Source organism: Exiguobacterium sp. s7, assembly GCF_018618195.1.
In the GTDB taxonomy this organism is placed as follows: Bacteria; Bacillota; Bacilli; order Exiguobacteriales; family Exiguobacteriaceae; genus Exiguobacterium; species Exiguobacterium mexicanum_A.
In genome coordinates, this window is sequence record NZ_JACSLO010000008.1 from 74,277 (window position 1) to 99,503 (window position 25,227).

Genomic DNA, 25,227 nt, shown 5'->3' on the forward strand with positions numbered 1-25,227 from the left:
GATGTTAGATTATGATTACGATGCATTGCGCGAGATTGGGCGGATTGTCGCCTTGGCTCGCGATGAGATGGCGAAAGCAGTCAAGCCAGGCATGACGACGAAACAGTTGGATGAAATCGGGCAGCGTGTTTTAGAAGCGGAAGGGGCCGCCTCGGCCCCAATCACGATGTATGAGTTCCCGGGTTATACGTGTATCTCCATCAATGAAGTCGCAGCCCATGGGATTCCAGGTGACCTCGTCATCCAAGACGGCGACGTGGTCAACGTCGACGTATCGGCCGTGAAGGACGGCTACTATGCCGACACAGGACGTACGGTCATCGCGGGCACACCGAAATCGGCTAAACACGAGCGGTTGGTCGAAGTGTCATTGACATCGCTCGAAGCGGGTCTCAGCAAAGTGAAGGCGGGCGTCAAGGTCAACCAAATCGGGAAAGCGATTTATGCCGATGCCCGTAAGAACGGCTTCACGGTCATTCGTAACTTGGCGGGCCATGGCCTCGGTCGCACGCTCCACGGTGAGCCGGAGACGATTTCCAACTACTATAGCCGTGAAGAGAACGACATCTTGAAGGAAGGACAAGTCATTGCCGTCGAGACGTTCATCTCGACAAAAGATGAAATCGTCTATCAATCAGAAGAGGACGGTTGGTCGTTGTTCACCCCGAACAACAGCCTCGTCTCCCAGTTCGAGCACACGGTCGTCGTCACGAAAGACGGCTATGAAGTATTGACGGGCACATTCCGTTAACGATGAAAAGGCGGCAGACGCGAAGTCTGCCGCCTTTTTTGCGGAGTTTTTACAGGAGTCGAATCGTCTGTTCGCTCAGTTGCTCGATTTTCGTCCAATCCGGTGCGACCTGGTCGGGAAGCATCAATTGTCCGTTCTCGACTTCGAGCGGGGTATCGAGCAAATCGGTCTCGAAGTAAGCGCTCGTCCCGGCCATATCGGCCGGGTAGGCGGCTCCGTTCAATGAGGCGAATAAGAGCGTGTGATAACGGCCGATGGAGGACTCATACATCCCACCGACCCAGTAGGGGGTGCCGCTATCACGAATCGCGAGCGCCTCGCTCCAGCCGCCGACGCGGGCCGGTTTGATATTGACGATGCGACCGGCTCGAAGTCGATGCATCGTCGCCACGTCTTGAGCGGCACTGATCGATTCATCGAGACAAATCGCTGTGGTGAGCCGTGCCTGCAAGTCCGCTGTCTCGACCCAATATGTGCTCGGATAAGGCTGTTCGATCATCAAGAGACGGTAGGTGTCCAATGCCTCGAACCAGTCAAGCGATTGCTCGGAGCCACTTCCGTTCAAATCAATCATGAGCGGGGCGTCCGGAAAAACGCTGCGAATCTCGCCGAGCGCAGGAAGCAGTTCATGCGGGGACGCTTTTAACTTGATCCGGTCGAATCCGGACGCGAGCGCAGCCTCGATGGCGTTCAACGTCTGACTGAGCAGACCGATGCCAATCGTCCGGCCGCATGCCACGGCATCGCCGGCTTGGACGTATTGTTTTAATGTCTGATTCGCGCGGGCCGCTTCCACTTCCCATAGAGCGCTCTCCCACATCGCTTTCGCCATCGGTTGGCCGATGATCGAGCTGACATGGGGACCGAACGAGGTGGCAGACAACGTCATCCCTTTCAGAAGTTGGACAATCAAAGCGGACGTATCGATGACGGAGCGGACGGTCTCAGCCGTATACCATGGCGTCTCGAACGCGACACCTTCCCCGTAGCCGACAACACCGTCGACCGTCTCCAGCCGGAGAATGACCGTCCGTCTCGTCGTCAACACGGCGTGGGCGGTGACAATCGGATGTTTGAACGTGAGGGGGACGATATACAGTTCAGCGCGACGAATCATGGTCAGCCTCCTTTAAGCGATGACGCATCAATTTACCGTTGGCGTTACGAGGCAGCTCGTCGACGGCAATCCATGCTTTCGGATGTTTATAAGATGCCAGATGGTCGTGCAGCAGCTGAATCGCCTCATCGAAATCGAACGTACCGACCGTGAAGGCGACGGGTACCGCTCCCCAAGTCGGGTCGGGACGACCGACGACCCCGACGTCTTGAATGCCCGGGCAACGCAATAACACGCTCTCGATTTCGGCCGGATAAATGTTCTCACCGCCGGAGATGATCAAATCACTGCGGCGGTCATGGACGTACAAGTAACCGTCTTTCATCGTGCCGAGGTCGCCCGTTTGCCAATAGCCGTCGGGCGTCCAAGCATCGGCCTCTGGCTGTTTATAGTAACCAGGGGTCACCGTCGGTCCGTTCACTTCAATCTCCCCATCCGCATTGATACGGAGTTGGGTCGGCGCGATTGCTTGACCGCTCGAACCGATGTGGGCGAGTGCCTCGGCTGGCAACAGCGTCGCGACTTGCGAACACGTCTCCGTCATCCCGTACGTCTGGGCGACCGGTAACTGCCGCCGCTCGGCTTCTTCGAGCAACGGACGCGGTACGGGACCGCCGCCGACGAGCAGAAGTTGCAACTGATGGCGGGAGAGACCTGCGTCGAGGAGCCGCTTAAGCATGACCGCAACGAGCGAGATGTGGGTGATTCTTGCCGTCGCAATCAACTCGAGTGTACGAGCGACATCGAACTTCGGTTCGACGTATAGTAGCGAACCGAAACGGGCGCTCCGATACACTTGCGCGAGTCCGCTCATATGGAAGAGCGGCGTCACGACGAGCATCCGGTCACTTGTCCCGTAACCGAGGCGCGTCTTGGCCGCCTCGGCGCTCGCGACGTGATTGCCGAACGTCTGCTTTACGGCCTTGGCCCGTCCAGTCGTGCCTGAGGTGAACATGAGCGACATGACTTCATCGTCTGCCCACTCGTGCGGTGTAGCGAGTGACGCCTCATCTCGTGACGTCAACGCGAATTGGGTGATTGACAGGTCAATCGGTTCATCGACGAGCAATACATCGATATCGGCCGTCTCGATTTGTCCTGCCAGTTCGCTCATCGTCAACCGCGTGTTGAGCGGAACGAGCACTTTTCCGAGTAACTGGATGGCATGGACAGCGATGACATAATCAGCGCTGTTCGCAGCGCGTAATCCGATATGGCGGGCTTTGGGTGCGACCCGTTCCAAGAAGTGGGCTAAACGGGCACTCTCCGCGCTTAACTCGGCCCAGGTCAAACTGACGGACGCGGTGACGAGTGCCATGGCGTCACGTCGATGTTGTGTCACATAACGATTCATCATCAGGACCTCCAAAAAAAGAGTAGCGAAGTCGCTACTCTTTGTCGATTTACGGGAAACGCGGGAACTGACCGAAGTCTGGGTCGCGTTTTTCTTTGAAAGCGTCGCGTCCTTCTTTTGCTTCGTCTGTCGTGTAGTAGAGAAGCGTCGCGTCGCCGGCAAGCTGTTGAAGTCCTGCAAGTCCGTCCGTGTCGGCGTTCATCGCTGCCTTCAAGAAGCGAAGTGCCGTCGGAGAGTGTTGCAAGATCTCTTGGCACCATTGGATCGTCTCGGCTTCAAGTTGCTCGAGTGGGACGACCGTGTTGACGAGTCCCATGTCAAGCGCTTGCTGTGCGTCGTATTGACGGCAGAGGTACCAGATTTCGCGTGCTTTCTTGTGGCCGATGATGCGAGCCAAGTAACCTGAACCGTAACCGGCATCGAACGAGCCCACTTTTGGTCCAGTTTGACCGAAACGGGCGTTGTCGGCTGCAATCGTCAAGTCACAGACGACGTGCAAGACGTGTCCGCCACCGATCGCATAACCGGCTACCATGGCGATGACTGGTTTCGGGATGACGCGAATCAAGCGTTGAAGGTCGAGGACGTTCAAGCGTGGAATCTCGTCGTCACCGACGTAGCCGCCGTGGCCGCGTACTTTTTGGTCGCCGCCTGAGCAGAAGGCTTGATCGCCTTCACCAGTCAAGATGATGGCACCGACTTCTTTATCGTCACGGGCGCGTGCGAACGCGTCGATGAGCTCGTTTACCGTGAGTGGACGGAACGCGTTCCGTACTTCCGGACGGTTGATGGTGATTTTGGCGATGCCGTTCCACTTCTCGTACTTGATATCTTCGTACGTGCGGACCGATGTCCAGTTTGCTACTGATTCCATTTAAATTCCCCCTAAAATCAATTTCTCTATCATTGTACCAAATTGTTGGGCATTCTCGACATGTGGAGCATGAGATGCGTCCGAAATTTCATGAATTTCAATATCGGGACGGATCAACTGCATATTCCGAGCAATCTGTTGAAACTTCACATCGTGTTCCCCGACGATCAAATCGGTGCGAGGTAAACGGTCGAGTAGCGGCCAGAGCGACGGCATGCTACCCGTCCCGATGGCACGGAGGCTGTCCGCGAGTGCGGCTGGATGTTGGGCCAACCGCTCAGGACGGAGGGCGGCGCGCATCTCGTCGGTTTGATGCCAGAGCGGAAGACGTTCCCAACGGTCAACGAACGCCTCAAGTCCTGCTCGCTCGATGAATTCGGCGAGCTTTTCGTCTTGAAGCCGGCGTTGTCGACGTTCAGCCGCTATGTTGAGCCCGGGTGTCGTGCTAATGCCGATGAAATGGGTGACCCGATCATCATAGGCGGCGAGTGTCATCCCGATACGTCCGCCGAGCGAGTAACCGACGACCGTCCACGGACCTTCGTCCGTATCGAGTAGCGCCGACAAGTCTTTAATCTGTTGACTCATCTTGGCACGCCCGACCGCTTGCTGTCCGGTGCCGCCGTGTTGCAATAGCGACGGGGCGACGAGCCGGACGGGAAGCTCAGGGAACTGGGAGATCCAAGCCGCACTCCCAGTGAATCCATGAAGAAGCAAAACGGGACGGCCGCTCCCACGTTCGAGCACCTCATAGGAGACGCCACGCACGGAACGCATCACGTTTCGTTCTCCGTCGTCAAACGGTCCGTGAGCGAAGCGGTCCAACGACGATGCTCGGCCACGTTTTTATCGCGATCAGACGGAAATTCGATCAGCTGAACGCCTGCTTCAATCGCCGTCATGACATCTTCAGGCTGCTCGAGCAAGCGATAGCTGAGTCCGTATGTCTCGGCAAATCCGCGCAAGTTCAAGTGGAGCGGTGTCCCGAACAAGTCCTCGAACATTTGTGGTGCAATCGAGGCTTGTGGTAAGAAAGAGAAGATGCCACCGCCATCATTGTTGACGACGACAATCGAGAACGTGCCAGGATGCGATTTGACGAGTTGCAGGGCGTTACTGTCGTGATAGAATGCCAAGTCGCCGATCAAGAGAGCGGCCTTGTCTGTATCGTGACAGGCACCGAGCGCGCTCGAGATGATGCCGTCAATCCCGTTCGCCCCGCGATTGGCGAGGACGTCGATTGACTGACCGGCTGAAAGTGTCGTATCGATATCACGGATCGGCATGCTATTGCTGACGAAGATGCGATCAAGACGAGACGCCAGCAAATGACGCGTCAATGCACTTTCTCCGCTCAAAGCAGGTTTTGCGGATTCGGCGACGCGTTCGAACAATGCGAAATGATCGAATAAGTCGGCGTCATAGTCTTTGTTGATGGTGGCGACATAATCAATCGCATCGCCGTACACGACCGTGGCGCTGTTCGACGGGTCGCGGAACGATCCCGGTTGCTCAATCAAGACGTATGGCACGTCGTGAAGCCACTGATTCAGCCGTTTCGAGACGGGGGCAGCCCCGAACCGGACGACCGCATCAGGTGTCCATTCTGTGCGATCCTCGCTAGCGAGCCACGCGTCATAGTTCGTCAAGACATGGTCAAACCGGCGCATCCCGCTCAATGGGTCGGCGAAGACCGGAATACGGTGGGCCAGCGCCGACGCATAGAGAGGCTCAAGCCATGATGTCGGAGTACCTGGTCCGACGATGAAGGCGAGACGATTGACGTCAATCTCTTGTTTGAACCGTTTCAAGTCGAGACTTGTCGGTTTAAGATAGGTCGGGTCAGAGGATTCGGCTTCACCGCCCAGGAGTGACGTCAAGCGCTCGATATCCGGCAACAACGGTTCACGGAACGGGATGTTCACATGGACCGGGCCGAATGGCGCATGCATACTCGCCCGAACGAGCCGGGCCACTGTCTGTTCCATGTAGCGCTGGCTCGCAGCTTCAGGAACGGGGAGGTCGACGCTCGTTTTCACGTGGTCGCCGTACAGTCGAACTTGGTCGATCGCTTGAGGCGCCCCGACGTTCCGAAGTTCGTGCGGCCGATCGGTCGTCAACACAACGAGCGGCAGTTGTGAGATATTTGCCTCGGCCACCGCCGAAAAGTAGTTGGTGGCGGCAGTACCGCTCGTGCAGATGAGCGCGACCGGGCGCAACGATGATTGCGAACGAGTCAACCCGAGTGCGAAAAAGGCGGCCGACCGTTCGTCGACGATGATATGATGTCGGACGCTCGGATGAAGATAGGCGGCCATGGCGAGCGGTGTCGAGCGAGAGCCGGGACTGATGACGACGTCCTCGACCCCTTGTTCGACGAGCCGGTTCATCATACCGGCGACCCACTCCGTTAACGGTTCATTCATGCTTCATTGCCTCCTGCGCGTACTTTGTCCAATCCGAGAGCTTGCTTGATTGGACTGAGCTTGATTTCTGTCTCGGCGAGCTCCGCTTCGAGTTCAGACTCTTGGACGATTCCACAGCCTGCGTATAGCGCCACGAATTGATGGTGGACAAGAGCCGACCGGATCGAGACGACGAACTCTCCTTCACCGTCCGTGTTCAGCCAACCGAACGGTGACCCGTACCAGCCGCGGTCGAACCGTTCAATCTCGCGCAACAAGCGGACAGACGTCCGTTTCGGAGATCCACCGAGCGCCGGGGTCGGGTGGAGCGACTCGATGATCGACAGCAAGGATGCGTTCGTATCGAGCGTTGCTTGAATCGGTGTGTGCAGATGGAACACCGACCGGTTCTCCAAGATGCGCGGCGACTCCGGTGCCTTGATGGTAGCCGCGTATGGTGTGAGGGCGTTCTTGATGTCCTTCACGACGATTTGGTGTTCCTCGAGGTTTTTGGCGTCGTGGAGTAACGTCTGTTTGGCTACATCTGATTCGATCTCGGTGTCTGGTCGCTTGATGGTGCCGGCGATGGCGGCCGTTTCAATGTACGGTCCTTGTTTCTTGACGAGCCGTTCCGGCGTCGCTCCGAAAAAACCGATTTCCCGCTTCGGCTGATACAAGAACACGTAACTGCCCGTCTGATGTTCTGACAAGTGGCGCAGTGTCGTCGCGAACGGGAACGCCTCTTCCGAGGTCTGGTAGATTTCTTCCCGGGCGATGACGATCTTTTCGACTCGTTCTTCGGTGATGTTCAGTTTAGCTTGTTGGAAACTCGACTTGAAATGGTCGACGCCGTCTTTGACTTGTGAGTAAGTCGGTGTTTGTTCGTCGGGCGCATGTAGCGCGTTGAACTGGGCGAGTTGATCGGCCAATTGAATCAAATATTGTTCGACCGAACGTTTGGCCGAGACGAGCGTCGAAACGGTCAACGTGTGCTTGTCGCCCGAGCGGCGATATAGAAATTTCGGCACGACCAACGATGCTTCACCGAACGCTTCCCACATATTTTTTTGGGGCCGCACGAACGTGTCGAACGAAAAGCCCGAGAACGCATAAATGACTGCGTCGACGTCCCGGCGGTGCAGGCTCCAATCGTACTGTAGACGTTGGAAACGTTCGGGACCAGAAGCCGTCAACACGAGCGCATCGGCACATCCGAGCATCTCGAGGGAGCGGTCTGGCGTCGAAAAATAGTAGTGGGACGTTTCAGTGTTTTGAATAATATGGAACGCGTCGAACGAAGGGATTTCCCACGTGTACGAGGCAAGTACCGGTCGTTGCCAAGCACGTGCCCGTTTATGGGCTTGTTCGATTCGTTGTTTAATGTGTGTTTGAGTATCTGGCATGAAAGAAAAGCCTCCTCAATCCAATGGAATTCTCATTCTTTAGTGTATCATGACTTCACGACAGAACTGGCCGTCAAATGCTCGAGAAAGTGAAGGGAGCCGTCCGAGCGGCGGGCATTGACAGGTTTTTTCAAAGAGACGTAAACTAACGAAGGGAGGGAAGTGCATGAAGAAGAGAGAGAAAGGTGCGTATTGGCGCATGATTCGCCCGCATACGTTGACAGCGAGCTTTATACCGGTGCTGTTAGGGACGTTCATCGTCCTCGGGCAAGTCGAGTTGAAGTGGGGATTGTTCTTAGCGATGCTCATCGCCTCGGTCTTGATTCAAATCGCGACGAATTTATTTAATGAATATTATGATTACAAGCGTGGACTCGACCACGAAGGTTCCATTGGAATCGGTGGCTCGATCGTACGTGATGGGTTCACACCCGGACAAGTGCTCGGGATCGCGCTCGGTATGTATGGGGTGGCGGCTGTGCTCGGGCTCTATATTGCGGCTTCAACGAGTTGGCATTTAATTTGGATCGGTGTGCTGTCGATGGTCGTCGGATTCCTGTACACGGGAGGTCCGCTCCCGATCGCCTACACGCCGTTCGGGGAAATCGTCGCTGGCCTATTCATGGGTTATGTCATCATCGGCATCTCGGGATATATCCAAATCGGGACGGTGACGACAGAACTGTTGCTCGTATCGTTTCCGATGGCGCTTTTGATCGGGGCGATCTTGCTCGCGAACAACATTCGTGATTTGGATAATGATAAAGTGAATGGGCGCAAAACAATCGCCTGTCTCGTCGGACATCGTCGTGCCGTTCTCGTCTTGGCCGGATTCTTTATCGCGGCATTGGTCGGCATCCTCGTCGCCGTATTCGGGTTTGGCGTGACGCCGTGGGTGCTGTTGTCATTGCTGACAATTCCAATCATGGTACGGGCAGTGAAGTGTTTTTGGGTCAAGCGTGAACCGGCTGAACTCATGCCGGCGATGGCGATGACCGCAAAAGTGAACACGTTGTTTGGCGCTTGGATGGTCATCGGGTTAATGGTCGCGCGGCTAATCGCGTGAATTAAGAGGAGGGAACCACATGTCAGTCGTTCAAGAAATGCTAGCGTTCAATGAAAAATTCGTAACAGAGAAACAATATGAGCAATTTGTCTCGGATAAGTTTCCCGATAAAAAAATCGTCATTTTAACGTGTATGGATACGCGTCTGACGGCGTTGTTGCCTCAAGCCCTCGGACTAAAAAACGGGGATGCCAAAATCATAAAAAATGCGGGAGCCGTATTGTCACATCCGTTCGGATCGGTCATGCGTTCGATCCTCGTCGCGTTGTATGCGCTCGGGGCCGAAGAGGTCATCGTCATCGGTCATTATGATTGCGGCATGGCGGCGATCGATCCGAATGCGGTCATCGCAGAAATGGAACGTCGCGGCATTGAACCGCAGACACTTCAAACACTCAAGTCGTCAGGGATGGATTTGGAGAAGTGGTTGCACGGGTTTGACTCGGTCGAAGCGAACGTCGTCAACTCGGTCAACCTCGTCAAAAACCACCCGCTCTTGCCGCCGGGCACGAACGTCCATGGGTTCGTCATCGACCCTGCGACCGGTCGTCTCGACGTCGTCGAAGCATAATGCAAAAGGCGGTCTCTTCTGGAGAGACCGCCTTTCTTTCGTTACCCGTATGTGTTGACGGGAATATCTTTATAGTCGTCATCGTCCGAATCTTTTGATTTGGACTTTTTATTTTTCTTATAGTTTTTCTCGTACTCACGTTCGCTCGGCGTTTTGAAGAAACGTTGCCAAGTAGCGTTGATTTCTGAGCCGATCAAAATGATCATGCCGGTCAATTGTAACCAAAGCAACGTGACGATGATTCCTCCGAGTGAGCCGTACGTCGAATCGTAATTGCCGAAGTTCGAAACATACAGGCTGAAGCCGAGGGAGACAATTTGCCAGGCGATGACGCCAAAGATCGCACCAGGAATCGTGCTCTTCCAGAACACGTGTTGCTGCGGGGCGATTTTATAGAAAATTGACAGCGTAAAAATCAAGATGACGGTCGTCAACACGTAGCGGAACACATTGATCAAGATGACGTCAGCCCCCGAAATAGGGATGAAACGGGCCACGAAATCGATGATTTGCGAACCGAACACGTTCGAGACGATGAGCAGTAACATGCCAACGCCGAGTAATAACGTCAACCCGAGGGCGATGCCTTTGCTGACGAAGAAATTACGTTCGTTATCTTCCCCGTACGCGTGAATCGCCATATTGATCAAGCGTTCAACCCCTTTGGCCGCCGACCAAATGGCTAAAATCGCACCGATCGAGAGGAGTCCGCCGCGCGGTTCACCGATGGCGTCGAAGATACCGGTCAAAAACTCAGTCGCGGCAGCCCCGGGCGCCAAGTTGTTCAACTGCTCTTGGAACGACGCCTGAGAAATGTCAAAGAACGACAGCAACGCGAGAATGAAGATGATACCCGGGAAAATCGATAAGAACCAAAAAAAAGCGAGTGTCGCGCCGTAATCTTGAACATCATGTTCTTTGAAGCGACGAAGCAACTCTTTCCCGAAGGCGAACCAATTCTTTTTTTCTTTTACTTCTGTAGTATCCATATATGTGCCTCCTGAACGTTATCGTTAGAAACTTTCTTTCCCGAAATGTCAGGAGGCTACACATGAAATCAGTCTTCGGCCAGCGTTTTATTGAAAAATCGCTCGGCTTCATTCGACAGCAAGTCGGCGAGTGACGGTGGTCGTACCGGCAAATGGCTGAGCGCGCTTCGCTTCACCCACATCGGCGTATACGATCCGTTCGTTTGCTCTGCTTGAAATTCTTCACCTGTCCCGGTCCCGAACTCACCACCGGTCATCCGGGCCCAGTAGTATGGGTTCAACTCTCCATTGAAGGCGACATGTGCGGCCACGCCTTCAAGTTCGACGTGGACGCCGAGCTCTTCGAACGCTTCACGGACGGCCGTCTCTTCAGCCGTATGACCGAATTCGACACCGCCGCCCGGAAACACATAATACAAAAGGTTTTCTTTCTCTCGGCGAATGAGCGCGACTTCGTCATGTTCATTCACGAGGATGATGGCACTGCGTAATTTCGTTCTGACCAATGGAATCGTTCCTTTCGATTTCGTATCGTGAACAAAACGCATCGACTCGCGGCCGATGCGTTTTGGTTAATCTGTTGCTGGTTGTTCAAGTGAGGCGTACATGTCAGGTGTCAGGCCGTTATCGTGCGAGGCGATGACTTTCCCAGCGACGCGCATCCCGAGTCGGAGCGCATCTTCAATCGGGTGACGTTTCATCAACTCAGAGATGACAGCGGAGAAGAATGAGTCACCCGCACCGGTCGAGTCGGCAACTTTCACTTTCGTCGTCGGGACGTGACCTTGTTCATTCGTGCGTAAGTCGACATAGACGGCGCCGAGCTCACTCATCGTGACGATTGTGAGCGGAGCTCCTTTCATTGCGAGCACTTCGGCGACGCGTAACGCATCGTCCACAGTGACGATGGACATATCAGACAAAATCTCCGCTTCTTCGCGGCTACAGATGAAGCCGGTGAAACCTTGGAGTAAATGACGGTTCCGTTCAATCACCGACAGATGACCGCACACGCCATACAGCGGAAGCTTCATTTCGCGGCACAGTTCAATGGTCTCGTTCAATACATTGACCGACAAGTCGAGGTCAATCGCGACCGCCTCACTTTCAGCGAACACCGTATCGATGCGACGGAGGATACATTCTTCCATCATCGCTTCGTCCGGTTGCTTCGAGATTGACGTTTGCAGGTCGCCGTTGTTATCCATGACGGCAAGCCACATGCCCATCCCATTGTCATCGAGCAAATCGACGTGATCGACGTTGACGTTCAAACCGCGGAGTTCTTCGAGAACACCCATCCCGATTTGATCGTTCGTCACGGTCGACACGAAACGGACGTCATTCCCGAGAACACCTAAGTTTTGGGCGACGTTTCGGCCGGTCCCACCGTTCGAGAACGCGATGTCACCGACGTTCTTGGCATCTTTATGAAGCGGGGCGAACGAGGTTCCTTTAATATCGACAAACACCTTGCCGATTACTGCAATCGTATTCATATACTGTACCACCTTTAGCCAATCTTCCTATCAGTTCCGGTCTCATTAGACACATTGTTTCAATTATAGCGAAATTACTAACGGCTTTCAACGACGGTTTGAATGAGTGTCGAATTTTGTCATTCCCACGAGGTGCTGAGCAAACGAAGCCCGTTCAAGATGACGAGGATGGTCGATCCTTCATGGCCGACGACCGCGAACGGCATGACGAGCAGTTCGAAGATATTCGTCGCAATCAACACGAGGATGACACCTAAGGCGAACACGACGTTTTGGAGGACGACGCGATTCAATTTACGGGACTGTTTGATGGCCGAGCTCAACCGACGGAGGTCGTTTTTCATTAAGACGACGTCGGCCGTCTCGAGGGCGGCGTCTGTCCCTTCACCCATGGCGATCCCGACATCGGCTGTCGCGAGGGCAGGGGCGTCGTTGATGCCGTCGCCAATCATGCCGATGCTACCGTATTCTTGTTTTAATTGTTTAATCTGCTCGACCTTCTCTTCTGGGAGACATTCGGCGATGTAACGGGTCAACCCGGCCTCAGTGGCGATGGCGCGGGCTGTCGCCTCGTTATCGCCCGTGATCATGATCGTCGCGATACCGAGATGGTTGAGTCGTTCGATCGCTTGTTTGGCTTCAGGGCGCAGTGTGTCCCGGAGCGCGAACGCTCCAATCGTCTTCTCTTCATCGCTGACGAACACGAGCGTATGGCCGGCAGCTTTTAAACGTTCGACATCGTCGCGGAAGAAATCTCCGCTCAGATCGGCGAATTTTTGTTTGCCGACCCGATAGGCGACACCATCGATCGTCGCTTCAATCCCGGACCCGGTCACGTCTTTGAAGTGTTCCATCGTTCCTGTGTAGTTCCCTGTGAATTGGACGAGCGCTTCGGCGAGCGGGTGCATCGAATGTTCTTCAATCAAGCTGACGATGCGATAGACGTGCTCTTTCTCAACGGTTGGATGGATCAATGCCGATTGGACTTCTGGTTTACCGATTGTAAGCGTGCCGGTCTTGTCGAAGGCGATCGCTTTCAAACGGCCCATGTTCTCGATATGAACGCCGCCTTTGAACAAAATCCCATGTTTGGCGGACGAAGCGATGGCGGCGAGTGCGGCCGGAGTGATGGCTGCGACGAGGGCGCACGGCGAAGCGACGACGAGTAAGATCATACCGCGGTAAATACTCGTCTCAAGCGACCACGGCGTCAACACAGGTCCGAGCAAGATGATTGCGGTGACGGAGGCGAGCACGACTTGAACGTAGCGTCCCTCGTACCGGTCGATGAACTGGGCGGACGGTGATTTTTCTTCTTGCGCTTGCTGTACCATTTGAATGATTTTTTGGAACAACGTTTCCGTGGCGAGTTTTGTCACTTCTAACGTCAAGACACCGTTCAAGTTGACGCTTGAGCCGTATACCTCGTCGCCGACGTTTCGGTCGACCGGAATCGATTCACCGGTGATGGCGGCTTCCTCGATCGAGGCACTGCCTTTCAAAATCCGACCGTCGACCGGGATGCGTTCGCCGGGTCTTACGTAGATGTGGTCTCCGACGCGAAGGTCGTCGATATGGACGACCTCGAGGCCGCCCGAAGCGTTCAATCGCGTCGCTTGTTCAGGTTGCAGTTCCATTAATGACTCGAGAGCGCGTTCGTTTTTGTTCATCGTGTACGTCTCGAGTGCACCGGACAAAGCGAAAATGAAGATGAGGATGGCACCTTCCATCCAATAGCCGATGGCCGCGGCGCCGATGGCCGCGATGATCATGAGCAGTTCGACGTTCAACGAACGGGTTTCCCACGTATCGGTCAGACCTTCTTTCGCTTTGGCATATCCGCCGATTAAAAAGGCGGTCAAATAGAGGGTGACGTAGAGCGCAGGAGCTCCGTCTTGTCTTTCCGCGATATATGCGAGTACAATCAATACACCACTGATGAGCGCCATGATGAGCTCGATATGTTCGAACCAGTTGGCCCGTTTGAAGACGTGGCTTTTTTCCTGTGTGACGGTTGATGTGTTCATGTGAGCACCTCTTTCTAAATGAGAATATATATCAGTTAAATGATAATAATTGAGGATGATTATCATTATCTATTGTTGATATGATTGGATTTAATACTAGTTTCGGCTCATAACCTTATTTATAATGATTATCATGTAAGTCTATTTTAGCACCAATCGTAATAACTCACAAACTAAAAGATTAAGGAGTTTTTGTGTCATGCAGAATGTATTTCAACGCCCTTGGACGGTCACGTTCCTCGCGCTATTCAACACGTTTTTATGGGGGAGCGCGTTCCCGTTCATTAAACTGAGCTACGAGGCGCTCGATATTCAAGAACACGAGTACGGCCAGCAGTTGTTTTTTGCCGGCGAACGTTTTTTATTGTCCGGACTGCTCTTGCTCGTGATTAGCCGCCTCGTCTTCAAACGGCCGATTCGATTAAACGCGGAAAAGTTGAAGGCGTATGCACATTTAGGGGCATTTTTGACATTCTTACAATATTTGTTCTTTTATATCGGGCTTTCCATCTCGACCGGGGTGCAAGGTTCGATTATCGCGGGATCGACCTCATTCTTCCAAATGGCGCTTGCCCATTTCCGTTATGAGGATGATCGTCTCAACCGATTGAAGGGGATTGCCCTCACACTCGGGTTCTCTGGGATCGTCATCGCCAACTGGCCGACAGCGCACGCAGAGATAGGATTTGGGATTGGCGAGATCTTGCTCATTATGGCGATGATCTCAGGGGCGTTCGGGAACTTGATTGCGAAAGACTACTCACGCGCACATGATGTCGCCCCGATGACGGCTTGGGCGATGGTCTTCGGCTCGCTCGGTCTTCTCGTCGTCGGCTATGTGCTCGCGCCAGGGGATGTGTTCCTTCCTTACACAGTCACGACGCTTTTCTTCTTGCTGTATCTCGCGCTCTTGTCTGCAATCGGGTTCACGTTATGGAACACACTCATGAAATATAATCCGGTCAGCCGGGTATCACTTTATATGTTTTTTGTTCCCTTATTCGGTGTCGTCTTATCGAGCGTTTTACTCGGTGAAACGATCCCGTGGAACGCGCTTGTCGGATTATTGTTCGTCATCGCGGGCATCTATCTCTCGACTTATTTCCAGGGGCGAGTCAACCGTTCGGCCCGTTGATCAAACAAAGCTGACGCACGGTTGACGGAATCTTGTTCCCATGGCAAAATATATTAAAAATTCTGAATTCTTTCAGTTGAAAATCGGTCTTCGTTGTAAAGACTTGCGTGCGAATCTGATAGAAGGGAGGATTGTGCCATGGCAAGAAATCCGATTGTCCGAAATATACTCATCTCGCGTCAACCACGGGACGAGTACGTCAAATACGTGATGAAGTGCGTAAGTCGCGGATTGAAGGAGCATCACGACCAAGTAGACGCGCGTGCCACGAGGCAAGGGGAGGACATCCAGACGAAGTGGCATATCAATGATCGCGTCATTGAAGTCACAATCAAGTCGGACGTGCTGGCCTCACTAGAGACAGAACCGTTCGCGCTCGATGAAGTGTTCATGCGCGCGTTCGAACGGAATGACGTTCGTCTCGGTCCAATCAAGGAATGAGTGATACGAAAAAGGGTGAGTCTCCGTCGAGACTCACCCTTTTATGCGTCGATTGGCTTCGCTTTCGCTGTGAACAGACTCACAGCCAAGATGCCGAGAATAAGTGTGTACATCAAGAAATACACTTCTTTCGGTAACGCAATCCAAAACGCGCCAATCATCGGTCCGCTGATCGAACCGACGCTGAACGAGATGCTATAGAGCATATTGCCGGTCGGTAACAACGAACGTGGCAACACTTCTGTCATATGAGCCAAACCGAGCGAATACGTGGAGCCGAGACCGGCCCCGGCAAGAGCGAACAAGACGAGCAGCCAGGCGTAATGGTCGACGGCGAGGTTGGCGACGGCGAAGACGAGCGTGCCGAGTGTCAACACGATTTGCAGGATGCGTTTCTTTCCGAAGTGATCGGCGAGGCGGCCGAGCGGTAACTGGACGATAATCGAGGCGACGATGAACGTCGTGATGAGCGTACTCGTCTGCGTCAGCCCGATGTCGTTGCGGACCGTGAAAATCGGTAAGTTGGCATTCAAGCTCGCCTCAAGGAACCCGTATGTAAAAGCAGGTAAGAGTGTATATCCGCCACCGATGAGGACGAGGCGGATGCGTCCTTTCGAGTCGGTCTTCACTTTCTCAGCCTCAGGGTACTCGTTGTCGACCTTGAAGATCAAGAACAAGGATGCGAGACAGAAGACGATCAAGACGAGGAACGGCAGCCAAAAGTGGAGGTCGACGAGCGGGGCGATGAGCGGGCCGACCGCGAATCCGAGGCTGAACGCCATCCCGTAATACGCCATCGCCCGGCCAAGACTTCGCTTCTCGCTCGCAGACGTGACCCACACTTGGGATCCGTAATGGAGCGCCGAATCCCCAAATCCGATGACGAAACGCATGAGTGCCCACATGAGCAGTGACGGCCAGAGCGGCAAGAAGAACGTGGCAAGCGCCGTCAAGACGATGCCGAGGACGATGGTCGGCCGAAACCCGTACTTGCGGACGAACCGTTCGAGTAGTGGCGCAGAGACGATGACGCCCAAGTAGAGCATCGTCGCATTCAACCCGTTCAACCAGGCCGGGTTGCCGTCCCGTTCGATGAGCGTCGACAAGAGCGGGATGAGCGCGCCTTGAATCAAACCAGAAATAAAGACGACGAGTAATAAAATCGAAAACCGAAACCGTTGCATAGTTCACCTCATTATTCATTACATAGTAAAAAGCTGAGAAAGGTCTCAGCTTTTTGGTTCGTCAATCGGTTGAGGTACATGATTCAAGTGTAAGAGTTCATCATCCCAACTGCCTTGACTGAATACTTCATCACGGTCTACTTTGTCTGAAACGAATGCGGCTGTCAATAAGATGCTGAGCACACCACCGAAAATGATGATGGCCATGACGGTGATCATGAATACATAGATGGCTGTCATCTTTAAACACCTCGATTCAGTTTATATACTGAACATTTCCCGAAATGAAACAATTAAAACGGCTCGGCGACACGTTCTTGAAAGTTCACGTCCGGGTAATACGCTTGCTTGACGAGCGCGTTCGGTCCGAGACACTTGACGGCGGGGCAGTGGCATGACAGTGTGGCGTTCAGACTGCTGTTCGTCCACGCCTCATACGCGTCTTGGAACGAGGTATCATACAGTGTGCCGAGCGTGCCGAGCTCGTCTCCGAAGTCGGTGACGATAATCTGGCCATCGAAGATATTCGTGTTGAGGCGTGAGCGGCCATCTGGGTCGTTCCGAACGGTGACGTTCTTCGCCTCGTGGAGTCGTTTCAACAAGGCGCGGTCCTCTGGCGCGTCGGAGCAGGCATAAAACGGCAACGTCCCAAACAACATCCAGACGTTCTCGTCCCGGACGTCGAGCAGGTCATGAATCGCCTGACGGGTGTCGGCAAGCGATGCCGACTCGAGCGCGCTAGCAAAATCTGCGGGGTACATCGGGTGAACTTCATGACGCTGACAGCCGAGTGCGACGATCTCTTCATGGATTTCTTTCAAGTGCGGGATTGTCCGCTTGTTGATCATCGTCTCGGCGGATACGATGATGCCTTCGGAGGTGAGCGCCCGGGCATTGTCTTTCATCGTCTGAAGCATCTTCAAACGTGCCTCCGCGCTCGGTTTCCGGTCCATCATCGCGAAACCGCCCTCTAAGAAATCGGCGTCTGTGCCCCAGTTATGCGAAATGTGCAAAACGTCGAGGTAAGGGGTAATAAGATGGTAGCGAGAGAGTGGGAGCGTCAAGTTCGAGTTGATTTGCGTCCGGGCGCCACGCTCTTTCGCATAACGCAAGAGCGGGACGACGTAGTTCCGCACCGACTTCATCGACAGCATCGGCTCGCCGCCTGTGATGGAGAACGCCCGTAAATGCTCGATCTCATCAAGGCGCGAAATCAATAGGTCGAGCGGGACTTCAGGTTCTTCCGTCTGATCGAGCATATAGCCGACCGCGCAATGTTCGCAGCGCATATTGCATAGCTTGGTCGTCGTCACTTCGACGTTCGAAAGGACGAGGCGACCGAACTCGGTTTGATCGAGGTAGGCTTCCCATGGATCAAACGTTGTCGAGATGTTTTGCATATCAATTCCACCTTTTCATCAAGTCACACGAAATAGTATGCTATAATAACAACTCTTTGTCACGAACCAAAGGAGCGATCACGAGATGGGTAAATCACGAACAGATACGGCAGGAAAAATGAACGTGTTAAAATCGAGAACGGAATTACTGTGCTTATCAGTCAATACGTTGGACGAATTCACGACGCCAGAGGATTTGCATCGATTGTTAGCTGATATTGATTCCTTACGTGCGAAAGTCGTACGTTACGCCAAAGATTTAGAACAAGTATCTCGAAAGGATGAAACACATTGAAACTGATCGTAGGAGAATACACTAGCGCCCAAGCCGAACGGCTAGGCATTAACGGAGAGGGCATCGCGACGATTGATCGGATGGTCATCTTCATCCCAAACTTATTACCAGGCGAGAAGGCGAAAGTCGAGATTACGCGCGTCGAACGGAACTACGCCGAGGCACGCGTCATCAAGCGCGACAACGATTCACCGGACCGGGTCAAACCGCCGTGTCCGATTTATGACGAGTGTGGCGGTTGCCAGATTCAACATATGAGTCCGCGCCTACAGATGGACTATAAAGAAGAAATCGTCCGCAACGCCTTCCGTCAGAAGACGAAACTGAACGTCGACAAGTCGGATATCCGTGCGACGAAAGGGATGGACAACCCTTGGTACTACCGCAACAAGTCGCAATTCCCGCTCTCGACGCGTCGCGGCGAGATCGTGTCGGGTCTCTACAAACCGAACACAAACGAACTCGTGCCAATCGAACACTGCATGGTACAGCAGCGCGACACGACGAACATTAACAACGCCATCGTCCGTATTTTGAACGAGCTCGACATCCCGGTATACGATGCGCGCCGTGACGTCGGTTTCGCCCGTACCGTCATCGTCCGCTCAGGCTACAAGACAGATGATGTCCAAGTCGTGCTCGTCGTCGGGAACGAGGACGTCCCGCGTTTAGATGAATTGAGCGATCGCATCATGGCGTTACCGAACGTCGTATCGTTCCACATTAATATCAACTCGAACCGTTCGGGTGTCATCTTCGGTTACCGTACGGTCCATATCGCCGGTCAAGACAAGATGGACGAGCAACTCGATGACGTCCATTACCACTTGTCACCGCGCGCGTTCTTCCAGCTCAACCCGGCTCAGACAGAAATCATGTATCGTGAAGTCGTCGAGGCGGCTGGACTCACGGGCGAAGAGCGCGTCATCGATGCGTACGCCGGTGTCGGTTCGATCGGGCTATGGCTCGCGCCGCACGCAAAAGAGATCCGTGGGATGGAAGTCGTCCCGGAAGCGGTCGAAGATGCGAACGCGCACATGCGTGAGAACGGCTTCAGCCATGCGACTTATGTCGAAGGCCGGGCCGAACATTGGATCCCGCGCTGGGTGAAAGACGGATGGATTCCAGACGTCATCGTCGTCGACCCGCCGCGCACAGGGGTCGATCATCAACTGTTGAATGCGATGATTTCATCGAAAGCGAAACGCATCGTGTACGTGTCATGTAACCCGCAGACGCTCGCGCGTGACGCGGATCAACTCATGAAAGCCGACTATAAGATCAACTATATTCAGCCGTACGATATGTTCCCGCAGACGGCGCATGTTGAGTCAATTGTCGTCTTCGAGAAGAAGAAAAAGAAAAAGTATTGACGGGGTTGTGAAAACGCTTGCAATAACGATGTTTTCACGTTATAGTTCAGATGTCAGACTTCTTTGATAAACGTTAAGAAGCGGAGGAACATCAGATGATCCCACAAGAAAAAGTGAACGAGCTTGTCCATAAAGCGATTGATGCACGGTCGCGCGCCTATACTCCTTATTCGAAGTTTAATGTCGGGGCTGTCGTCATCGACGAGACCGGCAAAGAGATCTCGGGTTGCAACGTCGAGAACGCTTCGTACGGCTTGTCGATGTGTGCAGAACGGACTGCCATATTCAAAGCGGTATCGGAAGGCAGCAAGGCAATCGAGACTGTCGTCGTCGTCGGCGACACGGACGGACCAATCTCGCCATGTGGCGCTTGCCGTCAAGTTATCGCCGAGTTTGCCAGTGACGACTTTACATTGATTCTCGCGAACATGGCCGGGGAGACGAAAGTGATGACGAAAGAAGAGATGTTGCCTTACGGCTTCTCGCCAAGCGATTTAACATAAAAATGCGGACGAATTTCGTCCGCATTTTTATTTATTGCCCTCATATTTTTTCTCGCTGACCGAGTCATCCTTCGAGTGCCGCTTATGTTTTTCATCTTTCACTTTCTGGTTCAGCTCTTCTACCGGGATCGGGTCGACCGTTTCCATCCCTTCCTGGTCGAAGATGCTCTCCTTGTCCGTATCGACGGCATCCGGATTATCAAACGGTCGCTTGGACGTATCTTTTGACTGTTTCATCTTCATCGCCTCCTTGTCTTGACTGTTATTCCACTTCCTGAATGGGTGTAAACGCTTTAGAAAACGGGTTTCGATTTTGCGGAACAGTGGAATTATCGGTACATAGTGACTAAGGAGGGGTATTCGGATGGATAAGAAAGTATTGATGGGAATCGTACTCGGGGTAGCTGGGGCCGCGCTCGTCGCACCAAAAGTGGCGGCACTCTTGACTCAGGACCGAGATGACGATACATGGAGCAAGATGGACAAGATGGAAAGTGTCGATTCGGATAAGGATGAGGCGGAGGAAGGCCTCACTCAACTCGATTCGAACTATCGGGCCGAGTGGCAAGCGAATGGTTATCCACAGACGCACGCCGAGCGGGAACGTCTCATGAATGAATCAGATGACGCCTATAAAGGCAAAGACATATAAAAAAGACAGCCGCGGCTGTCTTTTTTATATGTCTTCATCCGGCAAGAGCGGCAATGTGAGCGTGACGGTCGTTCCGTTGCCAACTTCTGAAGTGAAGTGCATCGAGCCGCCGTGGCGTTCCATGATGTGTTTGGCGATGGCGAGGCCGAGCCCGGTCCCGCCATCTTCGCGTGTGCGGGACTTATTGACACGGTAAAATCGCTTCGTCAATTGATCGAGATCCTCTTTCGGGATCCCCCGACCTTCGTCCCGAATCTCGGTGACGGCATTGTCGGTGGTCGCATATGTCTTCACATGGATCGATTTCCCGGCTTCGGTGTAGCGAAGGGCGTTATCGAGCAAGTTTCCAACGACTTGCTCGAGCCGGTCGTGGTCCCCAAGAATGATCAAGTCGAAATCGAGGTCCGTCTCGATCGTGACGCCTTTCGCCCCGGCAATCGGCTCGAAACGGTACAGCACATCTTCGAGTACTTGCGAATAGACGACCGGTTCTTTCGTCATCGGATATGAGTCGCGTTCGAGTTGGGCCAAGTCGAGCAAGTCATTGACGAGCCGTTGCAAGCGCTCCGTCTCATTCTCGATGATCTCGTAATATTGGTTTTTCGTTTTCTCGTCGAGCGACGGGTCTTGGAGCATTTCCGTATAGCCCCGAATATATGACAACGGTGTCCGCAATTCATGACTGACGTTCGCCAAAAATTCTTTCCGTTGCTCTTCGACGAGACCGAGTGACTCGGCCATCCGGTTCAGCGTCTCGGCGAGCTCGCCAATCTCGTCATCGTAATAAATCGGGATACGGTGCGAGAAGTCGCCTTTGGCATATACTTGCGAGGCTCGCTTCATTTGTATGAGCGGCTGAATGATCGTATCGATAATTTGCGTCCCGAAGATGAGCAAGTTCACGATCATCAAGATGAGCAAGAACGTGATCATAAGCCGAATCGGTTGGAACGGCTCACTGATTTTACTTAACTCCATATATAGGATGAGCGCATTATCGAGCTCGCCGTCCCGGATGAGCGGGAAGGCGGACATCAGGATATCCACATCCTCGGTCGGGTGTTTACGGGTGACGGAGATCGCGTAGCCGTCTTGCAGTTTGGCGAGGTCTTGTTCCCGTAAAAACGTCTTGCCTGAGCCGAGACTGTCTTCCCTGACCGACGAGAGGAACACTTTCGTCTCGGTCAGTTCGTTCGTGTACGTCATACTGTCCGAAAACGCGTCAGAGAAGCCGTCCGCCTTGTAGATGGTGACGAGCTTCTCTCCGCGGTTGATGAGCAGTTCTTCCTGCGTCTGAATATAGAACTTGTCGTACAAGTAAAACGTCATGATGATGAACACGAACGCGGAGAAGAGGCTAGCGGTCCAGATGGTGATCCAAATCCGCTTCCGGATCGTGTATTGCTTCATACGGTCGCCTCGAACTTGTAGCCGATCCCCCAGACGGTTTGAATGTAGCCACCTGCTTCACCGAGCTTGAGGCGAAGCGTCTTGATATGCGTGTCGACCGTCCGAAGGTTACCGTGGTACTCGGTGCCCCAAATTTGATCGAGCAACTGTTCACGTGAGAAGACTTTCTCTTCATTCGTGATGAACAAGTAGAGCAAATCGAACTCTTTACGGGTCAAGTTGACCGTTTTCCCTTTTACGCTGACCGCACGGCCGTCGATATCGATGGACAAGACTCCGGTATCGAACGTCGCTTCTTGTTCTTTCGAGAAGTTATGCGTCCGACGAAGCGTTGCTTCGATGCGGGCAAGCAGCTCGCGCGGACTGAACGGCTTCGTGATATAGTCGTCCGCGCCGATCTTCAAGCCATGGATGCGGTCGAGTTCTTCTGACCGGGCCGTGAGCATGATAATCGGGACGTTCGAGAACTCGCGGATGCGCATGCACGCCGTGAGGCCGTCGAGTTCAGGCATCATCACGTCGAGCAGGACGAGGTGGAACGACTGTTCTTTCAATAAGTCGATTGCCTCGAGGCCGTTCGTGGCTGTGACGGTCTCATATCCTTCCTTCTCTAAGTTCGAAACGAGTAAATCCCGCATTTGTTCTTCATCATCGGTCACTAAGATGCGAAACGTTGGTTCTGACATTGGGCATTCTCCTTTACAAAACGGTTAACGAGGATGTGTGATAATTCCCTCATACCTCTATCATACCTATCTCTCCGAATTAGAACAGAAATATTCATTGCCGTAAAGTTGTCCTCATGAAATCCACACAAAAACGCCACAAAAAAGCCAATTCTTTGTCAGAATTGGCTTACGCTTCGAGCTGTGCTTCATAGGTATGGTCGAATTCAGGCGCATGGAGTGAGTGCAAGTAGAGTTGGAAACTCGACTTCGACACTTCATACAAGACATATTCGACGTCCCCTTGGTTGATTTCAGTCAATAGTTCAGACCGGATCTCGTTAGCGCAGAAAGCGTACGGTAGTTTCTCAGCTGCCGCGATCGAACGCTCATTCGATTGACGGATTTTTAAAAATACACTTTCCATGTCAAGCTCGAAGAAAAGTTCAGAGAAGAACGCTTCTTTCGCGACTTGATTGTAACCTTTGCCGTGATACGGTTTGCCAAGCCACGTCCCGAGGAATCCATAGCCCGATTCCACATCGAACAAGCTGATCGTCCCAATCGGGGTACCGAACTCGTTCGTGATGGTACGTGAGATGATGTTTCCTTGCTCTTCTAGCTCGATGATTTGCTTCGTGCTAAATAAAAACTCGTCAAAGTGGACCGTCTTTTGACGGACATACGGAAAGACATCTGGGTGTTGCATCAGTTCGAACAACTCCGCGCAGTCGGTAAGCTCACGAAATTTGAGCACCTTTACATTCCTCCCCCTATTTCAGACCGCTGAAGAATAGTTGTAACGAAAGCATACTTCTGGCTTCGTTGTTCGAACTTGCCTTGGCTGCTCCCTTTTATGAAGTTACAAGATTATTTTATATAGTTTTTTTGAAAAAGCAAGTAAATAAAATGCAACTTCACAAAAAAATAATAAGAGCGCTTTCACGACTGGCCTCACTCACATCTCATGATGTGTTTTCGATCGGCTCGTCGAGTAAACGATGTGGCCATCGACGATGGTCATAATCGGCTTTGACATGTAGTCGAGCGGGAAGTGACTCCAAAGGACAAGGTCGGCATCTTTGCCGATTTCGAGCGAGCCGATGCGGTCGTCTACTCCAAGCGATTCGGCCGGATGGATCGTGATGGCGCGGAGTGCGACGTCGACCGGAAGTCCTTCGCGGGCAGCAAGACCGGCGCAAAGATTTAAATATTGAACGGGCGTATAAGGATGGTCCGTCGTAATCGAGACGATCATATCGTGTTCATGTAAAATTCGGTACGTCTCCCATGTTTTGTTCTGGAGCTCAATTTTCGATTTACGTGTGAACGTCGGACCGACGGTGACATGTTTGACACCGAGTTCGCGTAACTTTTCAGCAACGAGATGTCCTTCCGTACAGTGCTCGATTCGATAATCGAGGTCGAACTCTTGTGCGAAGCGGACGACCGATAAAATATCGTCGGCGCGGTGGGCGTGGACCCGGATTGGCATCTTGCGGTCAAGGGCGAGTTGAATCATCTGGCTGCCGAACGTGCCGATCGTCTTCGTCGAGTCGACGGTCCGGAACGCTTCACGCAATAATCCCATGATCCCCATGCGGGTCAACTCACCGGATCTCCCCATACTGTGGACACGCTTCGGGTTCTCTCCGAGCGCAAGCTTGAGACCGGCATAACGCCGAAGTACCATGTCCTCGATGAAGCGGCCGTGCGTTTTAATGACACTCGTCACCCCGCCGATGACGTTCATACTGCCGGGCATGACTTGAACGGCAGTGACTCCGGCCATGAGCGCCTCTTGAAACCCTTCATCGAGCGGATAGACGCCGTCGATGGCCCGAGCGTGCGGCGTCATCGCCTCGACGGTCTCGTTTGCATCGTTTCCGACTGAACCTGTCCCTTCGTCATACAGTCCGAGGTGGGTATGGGCATCGATAAACCCTGGGAATAAGAAGTTGCCTTCGGCTTCGATGACCGTTTCTCCGTCGAGCGGGTCCAGCAAGTCTGCCATTTCGATGATTTTGCCGTCTTTGACGCGCAAATCTCCGTAAAAATGTGGGGCAGTGATCGGATAAATGTGGGCGTTACGAATTAACAAATTACTCACGTG

General features: G+C 53.2%; 27 protein-coding genes. 9 read left to right on the forward strand and 18 right to left on the reverse strand.

Annotated features, from left to right (window positions below; translation table 11 throughout):
• Position 1 precedes the first annotated feature (1 nt).
• Complete coding sequence (gene map, locus KNP79_RS11085; RefSeq protein ID WP_138859932.1) at positions 2-751, forward strand: type I methionyl aminopeptidase; 750 nt, start codon at positions 2-4, stop codon at positions 749-751.
• Between the two features lie 49 nt (positions 752-800).
• Here map and menC read toward each other — a convergent pair whose 3' ends face one another.
• Genes menC through KNP79_RS11115 form a run of 6 tightly spaced genes read right to left on the reverse strand, consistent with a single transcriptional unit; the run spans position 801 to position 7,904 of the window.
• Positions 801-1,868 (reverse strand): o-succinylbenzoate synthase, encoded by a 1,068-nt coding sequence (gene menC / locus KNP79_RS11090; protein WP_214797582.1) that lies wholly within the window; start codon positions 1,866-1,868, stop codon positions 801-803.
• Positions 1,852-3,222, reverse strand: a complete 1,371-nt coding sequence (menE, locus tag KNP79_RS11095) for an o-succinylbenzoate--CoA ligase (RefSeq protein ID WP_214823838.1) — start codon at positions 3,220-3,222, stop codon at positions 1,852-1,854. Before menE ends, menC begins: the two co-directional genes overlap by 17 nt.
• Positions 3,223-3,271: 49 nt before the next feature.
• Positions 3,272-4,096 carry a 1,4-dihydroxy-2-naphthoyl-CoA synthase gene (gene menB, locus KNP79_RS11100; RefSeq protein WP_021067784.1) on the reverse strand — a complete coding sequence of 275 codons (825 nt, stop codon included), beginning with the start codon at positions 4,094-4,096 and terminating at the stop codon, positions 3,272-3,274.
• Positions 4,097-4,873, reverse strand: coding sequence for an alpha/beta fold hydrolase (locus tag KNP79_RS11105; protein WP_214797644.1), 777 nt, complete (start codon positions 4,871-4,873; stop codon positions 4,097-4,099).
• The gene (menD, locus tag KNP79_RS11110) at positions 4,873-6,522 is read right to left on the reverse strand and encodes a 2-succinyl-5-enolpyruvyl-6-hydroxy-3-cyclohexene-1-carboxylic-acid synthase (protein WP_214797580.1); all 1,650 of its coding nucleotides are present in this window, start codon (positions 6,520-6,522) and stop codon (positions 4,873-4,875) included. The genes KNP79_RS11105 and menD overlap by 1 nt, the downstream gene beginning before the upstream one ends.
• The gene (locus tag KNP79_RS11115; protein ID WP_034781040.1) at positions 6,519-7,904 is read right to left on the reverse strand and encodes an isochorismate synthase; all 1,386 of its coding nucleotides are present in this window, start codon (positions 7,902-7,904) and stop codon (positions 6,519-6,521) included. Before KNP79_RS11115 ends, menD begins: the two co-directional genes overlap by 4 nt.
• A gap of 166 nt (positions 7,905-8,070) precedes the next feature.
• Between KNP79_RS11115 and KNP79_RS11120 the strand changes: the two genes are divergently transcribed.
• A complete protein-coding gene (locus tag KNP79_RS11120; RefSeq protein ID WP_214797579.1) occupies positions 8,071-8,970 on the forward strand; it encodes a 1,4-dihydroxy-2-naphthoate polyprenyltransferase in 900 nt (299 codons plus the stop codon).
• A gap of 19 nt (positions 8,971-8,989) precedes the next feature.
• Positions 8,990-9,541 (forward strand): beta-class carbonic anhydrase, encoded by a 552-nt coding sequence (locus KNP79_RS11125; protein ID WP_034781037.1) that lies wholly within the window; start codon positions 8,990-8,992, stop codon positions 9,539-9,541.
• Positions 9,542-9,582: 41 nt separating this feature from the next.
• On the opposite strand, the gene KNP79_RS11130 is transcribed toward KNP79_RS11125, so the two are convergent.
• The 4 genes from KNP79_RS11130 to KNP79_RS11145 form a co-directional block, all read right to left on the reverse strand.
• Entirely contained in the window at positions 9,583-10,530 is a 948-nt protein-coding gene (locus KNP79_RS11130; RefSeq protein WP_034781035.1) for a YihY/virulence factor BrkB family protein, read from the reverse strand.
• 68 nt (positions 10,531-10,598) lie between these two features.
• Entirely contained in the window at positions 10,599-11,036 is a 438-nt protein-coding gene (locus KNP79_RS11135) for an NUDIX domain-containing protein (RefSeq protein ID WP_034781346.1), read from the reverse strand.
• 66 nt (positions 11,037-11,102) lie between these two features.
• Complete coding sequence (locus tag KNP79_RS11140; RefSeq protein ID WP_034781033.1) at positions 11,103-12,029, reverse strand: carbohydrate kinase family protein; 927 nt, start codon at positions 12,027-12,029, stop codon at positions 11,103-11,105.
• 119 nt (positions 12,030-12,148) lie between these two features.
• On the reverse strand, positions 12,149-14,056 hold the full coding sequence (locus KNP79_RS11145) for a heavy metal translocating P-type ATPase (protein WP_215192390.1): 1,908 nt from the start codon (positions 14,054-14,056) through the stop codon (positions 12,149-12,151).
• A gap of 199 nt (positions 14,057-14,255) precedes the next feature.
• Here KNP79_RS11145 and KNP79_RS11150 point away from each other — a divergent pair, with 199 nt between their 5' ends.
• Positions 14,256-15,191 carry a DMT family transporter gene (locus KNP79_RS11150; RefSeq protein ID WP_034781029.1) on the forward strand — a complete coding sequence of 312 codons (936 nt, stop codon included), beginning with the start codon at positions 14,256-14,258 and terminating at the stop codon, positions 15,189-15,191.
• Between the two features lie 138 nt (positions 15,192-15,329).
• Positions 15,330-15,632 carry a hypothetical protein gene (locus KNP79_RS11155; protein WP_128123764.1) on the forward strand — a complete coding sequence of 101 codons (303 nt, stop codon included), beginning with the start codon at positions 15,330-15,332 and terminating at the stop codon, positions 15,630-15,632.
• Positions 15,633-15,673: 41 nt separating this feature from the next.
• Here the strand turns inward: KNP79_RS11155 and KNP79_RS11160 are convergent, their stop codons facing one another.
• From KNP79_RS11160 to yfkAB, 3 genes are read right to left on the reverse strand one after another with little or no spacing between them, the layout of a single operon-like run.
• The gene (locus KNP79_RS11160; RefSeq protein ID WP_138859923.1) at positions 15,674-16,816 is read right to left on the reverse strand and encodes an MFS transporter; all 1,143 of its coding nucleotides are present in this window, start codon (positions 16,814-16,816) and stop codon (positions 15,674-15,676) included.
• Between the two features lie 45 nt (positions 16,817-16,861).
• Positions 16,862-17,056, reverse strand: a complete 195-nt coding sequence (locus KNP79_RS11165; RefSeq protein ID WP_021067771.1) for a hypothetical protein — start codon at positions 17,054-17,056, stop codon at positions 16,862-16,864.
• Positions 17,057-17,109: 53 nt separating this feature from the next.
• Positions 17,110-18,216, reverse strand: a complete 1,107-nt coding sequence (yfkAB, locus tag KNP79_RS11170) for a radical SAM/CxCxxxxC motif protein YfkAB (RefSeq protein WP_214797577.1) — start codon at positions 18,214-18,216, stop codon at positions 17,110-17,112.
• 85 nt (positions 18,217-18,301) lie between these two features.
• Here yfkAB and KNP79_RS11175 point away from each other — a divergent pair, with 85 nt between their 5' ends.
• The 3 genes from KNP79_RS11175 to KNP79_RS11185 all read left to right on the forward strand — a co-directional run bounded on the left by KNP79_RS11175 (position 18,302) and on the right by KNP79_RS11185 (position 20,387).
• Positions 18,302-18,511: a hypothetical protein gene (locus KNP79_RS11175; RefSeq protein WP_016510454.1), complete on the forward strand. Its 210-nt coding sequence runs from the start codon at positions 18,302-18,304 to the stop codon at positions 18,509-18,511.
• Positions 18,508-19,884 (forward strand): 23S rRNA (uracil(1939)-C(5))-methyltransferase RlmD, encoded by a 1,377-nt coding sequence (rlmD, locus tag KNP79_RS11180; RefSeq protein WP_034781018.1) that lies wholly within the window; start codon positions 18,508-18,510, stop codon positions 19,882-19,884. Before KNP79_RS11175 ends, rlmD begins: the two co-directional genes overlap by 4 nt.
• A 95-nt stretch (positions 19,885-19,979) precedes the next feature.
• Positions 19,980-20,387, forward strand: a complete 408-nt coding sequence (locus KNP79_RS11185; protein WP_034781016.1) for a cytidine deaminase — start codon at positions 19,980-19,982, stop codon at positions 20,385-20,387.
• Positions 20,388-20,414: 27 nt separating this feature from the next.
• Here KNP79_RS11185 and KNP79_RS11190 read toward each other — a convergent pair whose 3' ends face one another.
• Complete coding sequence (locus KNP79_RS11190) at positions 20,415-20,624, reverse strand: hypothetical protein (protein WP_251131397.1); 210 nt, start codon at positions 20,622-20,624, stop codon at positions 20,415-20,417.
• Between the two features lie 127 nt (positions 20,625-20,751).
• Here KNP79_RS11190 and KNP79_RS11195 point away from each other — a divergent pair, with 127 nt between their 5' ends.
• Complete coding sequence (locus tag KNP79_RS11195; RefSeq protein WP_034781013.1) at positions 20,752-21,039, forward strand: hypothetical protein; 288 nt, start codon at positions 20,752-20,754, stop codon at positions 21,037-21,039.
• A gap of 24 nt (positions 21,040-21,063) precedes the next feature.
• Here the strand turns inward: KNP79_RS11195 and KNP79_RS11200 are convergent, their stop codons facing one another.
• From KNP79_RS11200 to KNP79_RS11215, 4 genes are all read right to left on the reverse strand, one after another.
• Positions 21,064-22,449, reverse strand: a complete 1,386-nt coding sequence (locus KNP79_RS11200) for a sensor histidine kinase (protein ID WP_214797575.1) — start codon at positions 22,447-22,449, stop codon at positions 21,064-21,066.
• Positions 22,446-23,135, reverse strand: coding sequence for a response regulator transcription factor (locus tag KNP79_RS11205; protein WP_021067764.1), 690 nt, complete (start codon positions 23,133-23,135; stop codon positions 22,446-22,448). Before KNP79_RS11205 ends, KNP79_RS11200 begins: the two co-directional genes overlap by 4 nt.
• A 169-nt stretch (positions 23,136-23,304) precedes the next feature.
• Positions 23,305-23,871, reverse strand: coding sequence for a GNAT family N-acetyltransferase (locus KNP79_RS11210; protein WP_034781009.1), 567 nt, complete (start codon positions 23,869-23,871; stop codon positions 23,305-23,307).
• A 201-nt stretch (positions 23,872-24,072) separates the two neighbouring features.
• On the reverse strand, positions 24,073-25,224 hold the full coding sequence (locus KNP79_RS11215) for an amidohydrolase (protein WP_034781007.1): 1,152 nt from the start codon (positions 25,222-25,224) through the stop codon (positions 24,073-24,075).
• Positions 25,225-25,227: the final 3 nt, after the last annotated feature.

Bases quoted from the DNA above. Each gene is read 5' to 3' on its own strand.
- map (WP_138859932.1), top strand. From the start codon at position 2: ATGTTAGATTATGATTACGATGCATTGCGCGAGATTGGGCGGATTGTC.
- menC (WP_214797582.1), bottom strand. From the start codon at position 1,868: ATGATTCGTCGCGCTGAACTGTATATCGTCCCCCTCACGTTCAAACAT.
- menE (WP_214823838.1), bottom strand. From the start codon at position 3,222: ATGAATCGTTATGTGACACAACATCGACGTGACGCCATGGCACTCGTC.
- menB (WP_021067784.1), bottom strand. From the start codon at position 4,096: ATGGAATCAGTAGCAAACTGGACATCGGTCCGCACGTACGAAGATATC.
- KNP79_RS11105 (WP_214797644.1), bottom strand. From the start codon at position 4,873: ATGCGTTCCGTGCGTGGCGTCTCCTATGAGGTGCTCGAACGTGGGAGC.
- menD (WP_214797580.1), bottom strand. From the start codon at position 6,522: ATGAATGAACCGTTAACGGAGTGGGTCGCCGGTATGATGAACCGGCTC.
- KNP79_RS11115 (WP_034781040.1), bottom strand. From the start codon at position 7,904: ATGCCAGATACTCAAACACACATTAAACAACGAATCGAACAAGCCCAT.
- KNP79_RS11120 (WP_214797579.1), top strand. From the start codon at position 8,071: ATGAAGAAGAGAGAGAAAGGTGCGTATTGGCGCATGATTCGCCCGCAT.
- KNP79_RS11125 (WP_034781037.1), top strand. From the start codon at position 8,990: ATGTCAGTCGTTCAAGAAATGCTAGCGTTCAATGAAAAATTCGTAACA.
- KNP79_RS11130 (WP_034781035.1), bottom strand. From the start codon at position 10,530: ATGGATACTACAGAAGTAAAAGAAAAAAAGAATTGGTTCGCCTTCGGG.
- KNP79_RS11140 (WP_034781033.1), bottom strand. From the start codon at position 12,029: ATGAATACGATTGCAGTAATCGGCAAGGTGTTTGTCGATATTAAAGGA.
- KNP79_RS11145 (WP_215192390.1), bottom strand. From the start codon at position 14,056: ATGAACACATCAACCGTCACACAGGAAAAAAGCCACGTCTTCAAACGG.
- KNP79_RS11150 (WP_034781029.1), top strand. From the start codon at position 14,256: ATGCAGAATGTATTTCAACGCCCTTGGACGGTCACGTTCCTCGCGCTA.
- KNP79_RS11155 (WP_128123764.1), top strand. From the start codon at position 15,330: ATGGCAAGAAATCCGATTGTCCGAAATATACTCATCTCGCGTCAACCA.
- KNP79_RS11160 (WP_138859923.1), bottom strand. From the start codon at position 16,816: ATGCAACGGTTTCGGTTTTCGATTTTATTACTCGTCGTCTTTATTTCT.
- KNP79_RS11165 (WP_021067771.1), bottom strand. From the start codon at position 17,056: ATGACAGCCATCTATGTATTCATGATCACCGTCATGGCCATCATCATT.
- yfkAB (WP_214797577.1), bottom strand. From the start codon at position 18,216: ATGCAAAACATCTCGACAACGTTTGATCCATGGGAAGCCTACCTCGAT.
- KNP79_RS11175 (WP_016510454.1), top strand. From the start codon at position 18,302: ATGGGTAAATCACGAACAGATACGGCAGGAAAAATGAACGTGTTAAAA.
- KNP79_RS11185 (WP_034781016.1), top strand. From the start codon at position 19,980: ATGATCCCACAAGAAAAAGTGAACGAGCTTGTCCATAAAGCGATTGAT.
- KNP79_RS11190 (WP_251131397.1), bottom strand. From the start codon at position 20,624: ATGAAACAGTCAAAAGATACGTCCAAGCGACCGTTTGATAATCCGGAT.
- KNP79_RS11195 (WP_034781013.1), top strand. From the start codon at position 20,752: ATGGATAAGAAAGTATTGATGGGAATCGTACTCGGGGTAGCTGGGGCC.
- KNP79_RS11200 (WP_214797575.1), bottom strand. From the start codon at position 22,449: ATGAAGCAATACACGATCCGGAAGCGGATTTGGATCACCATCTGGACC.
- KNP79_RS11205 (WP_021067764.1), bottom strand. From the start codon at position 23,135: ATGTCAGAACCAACGTTTCGCATCTTAGTGACCGATGATGAAGAACAA.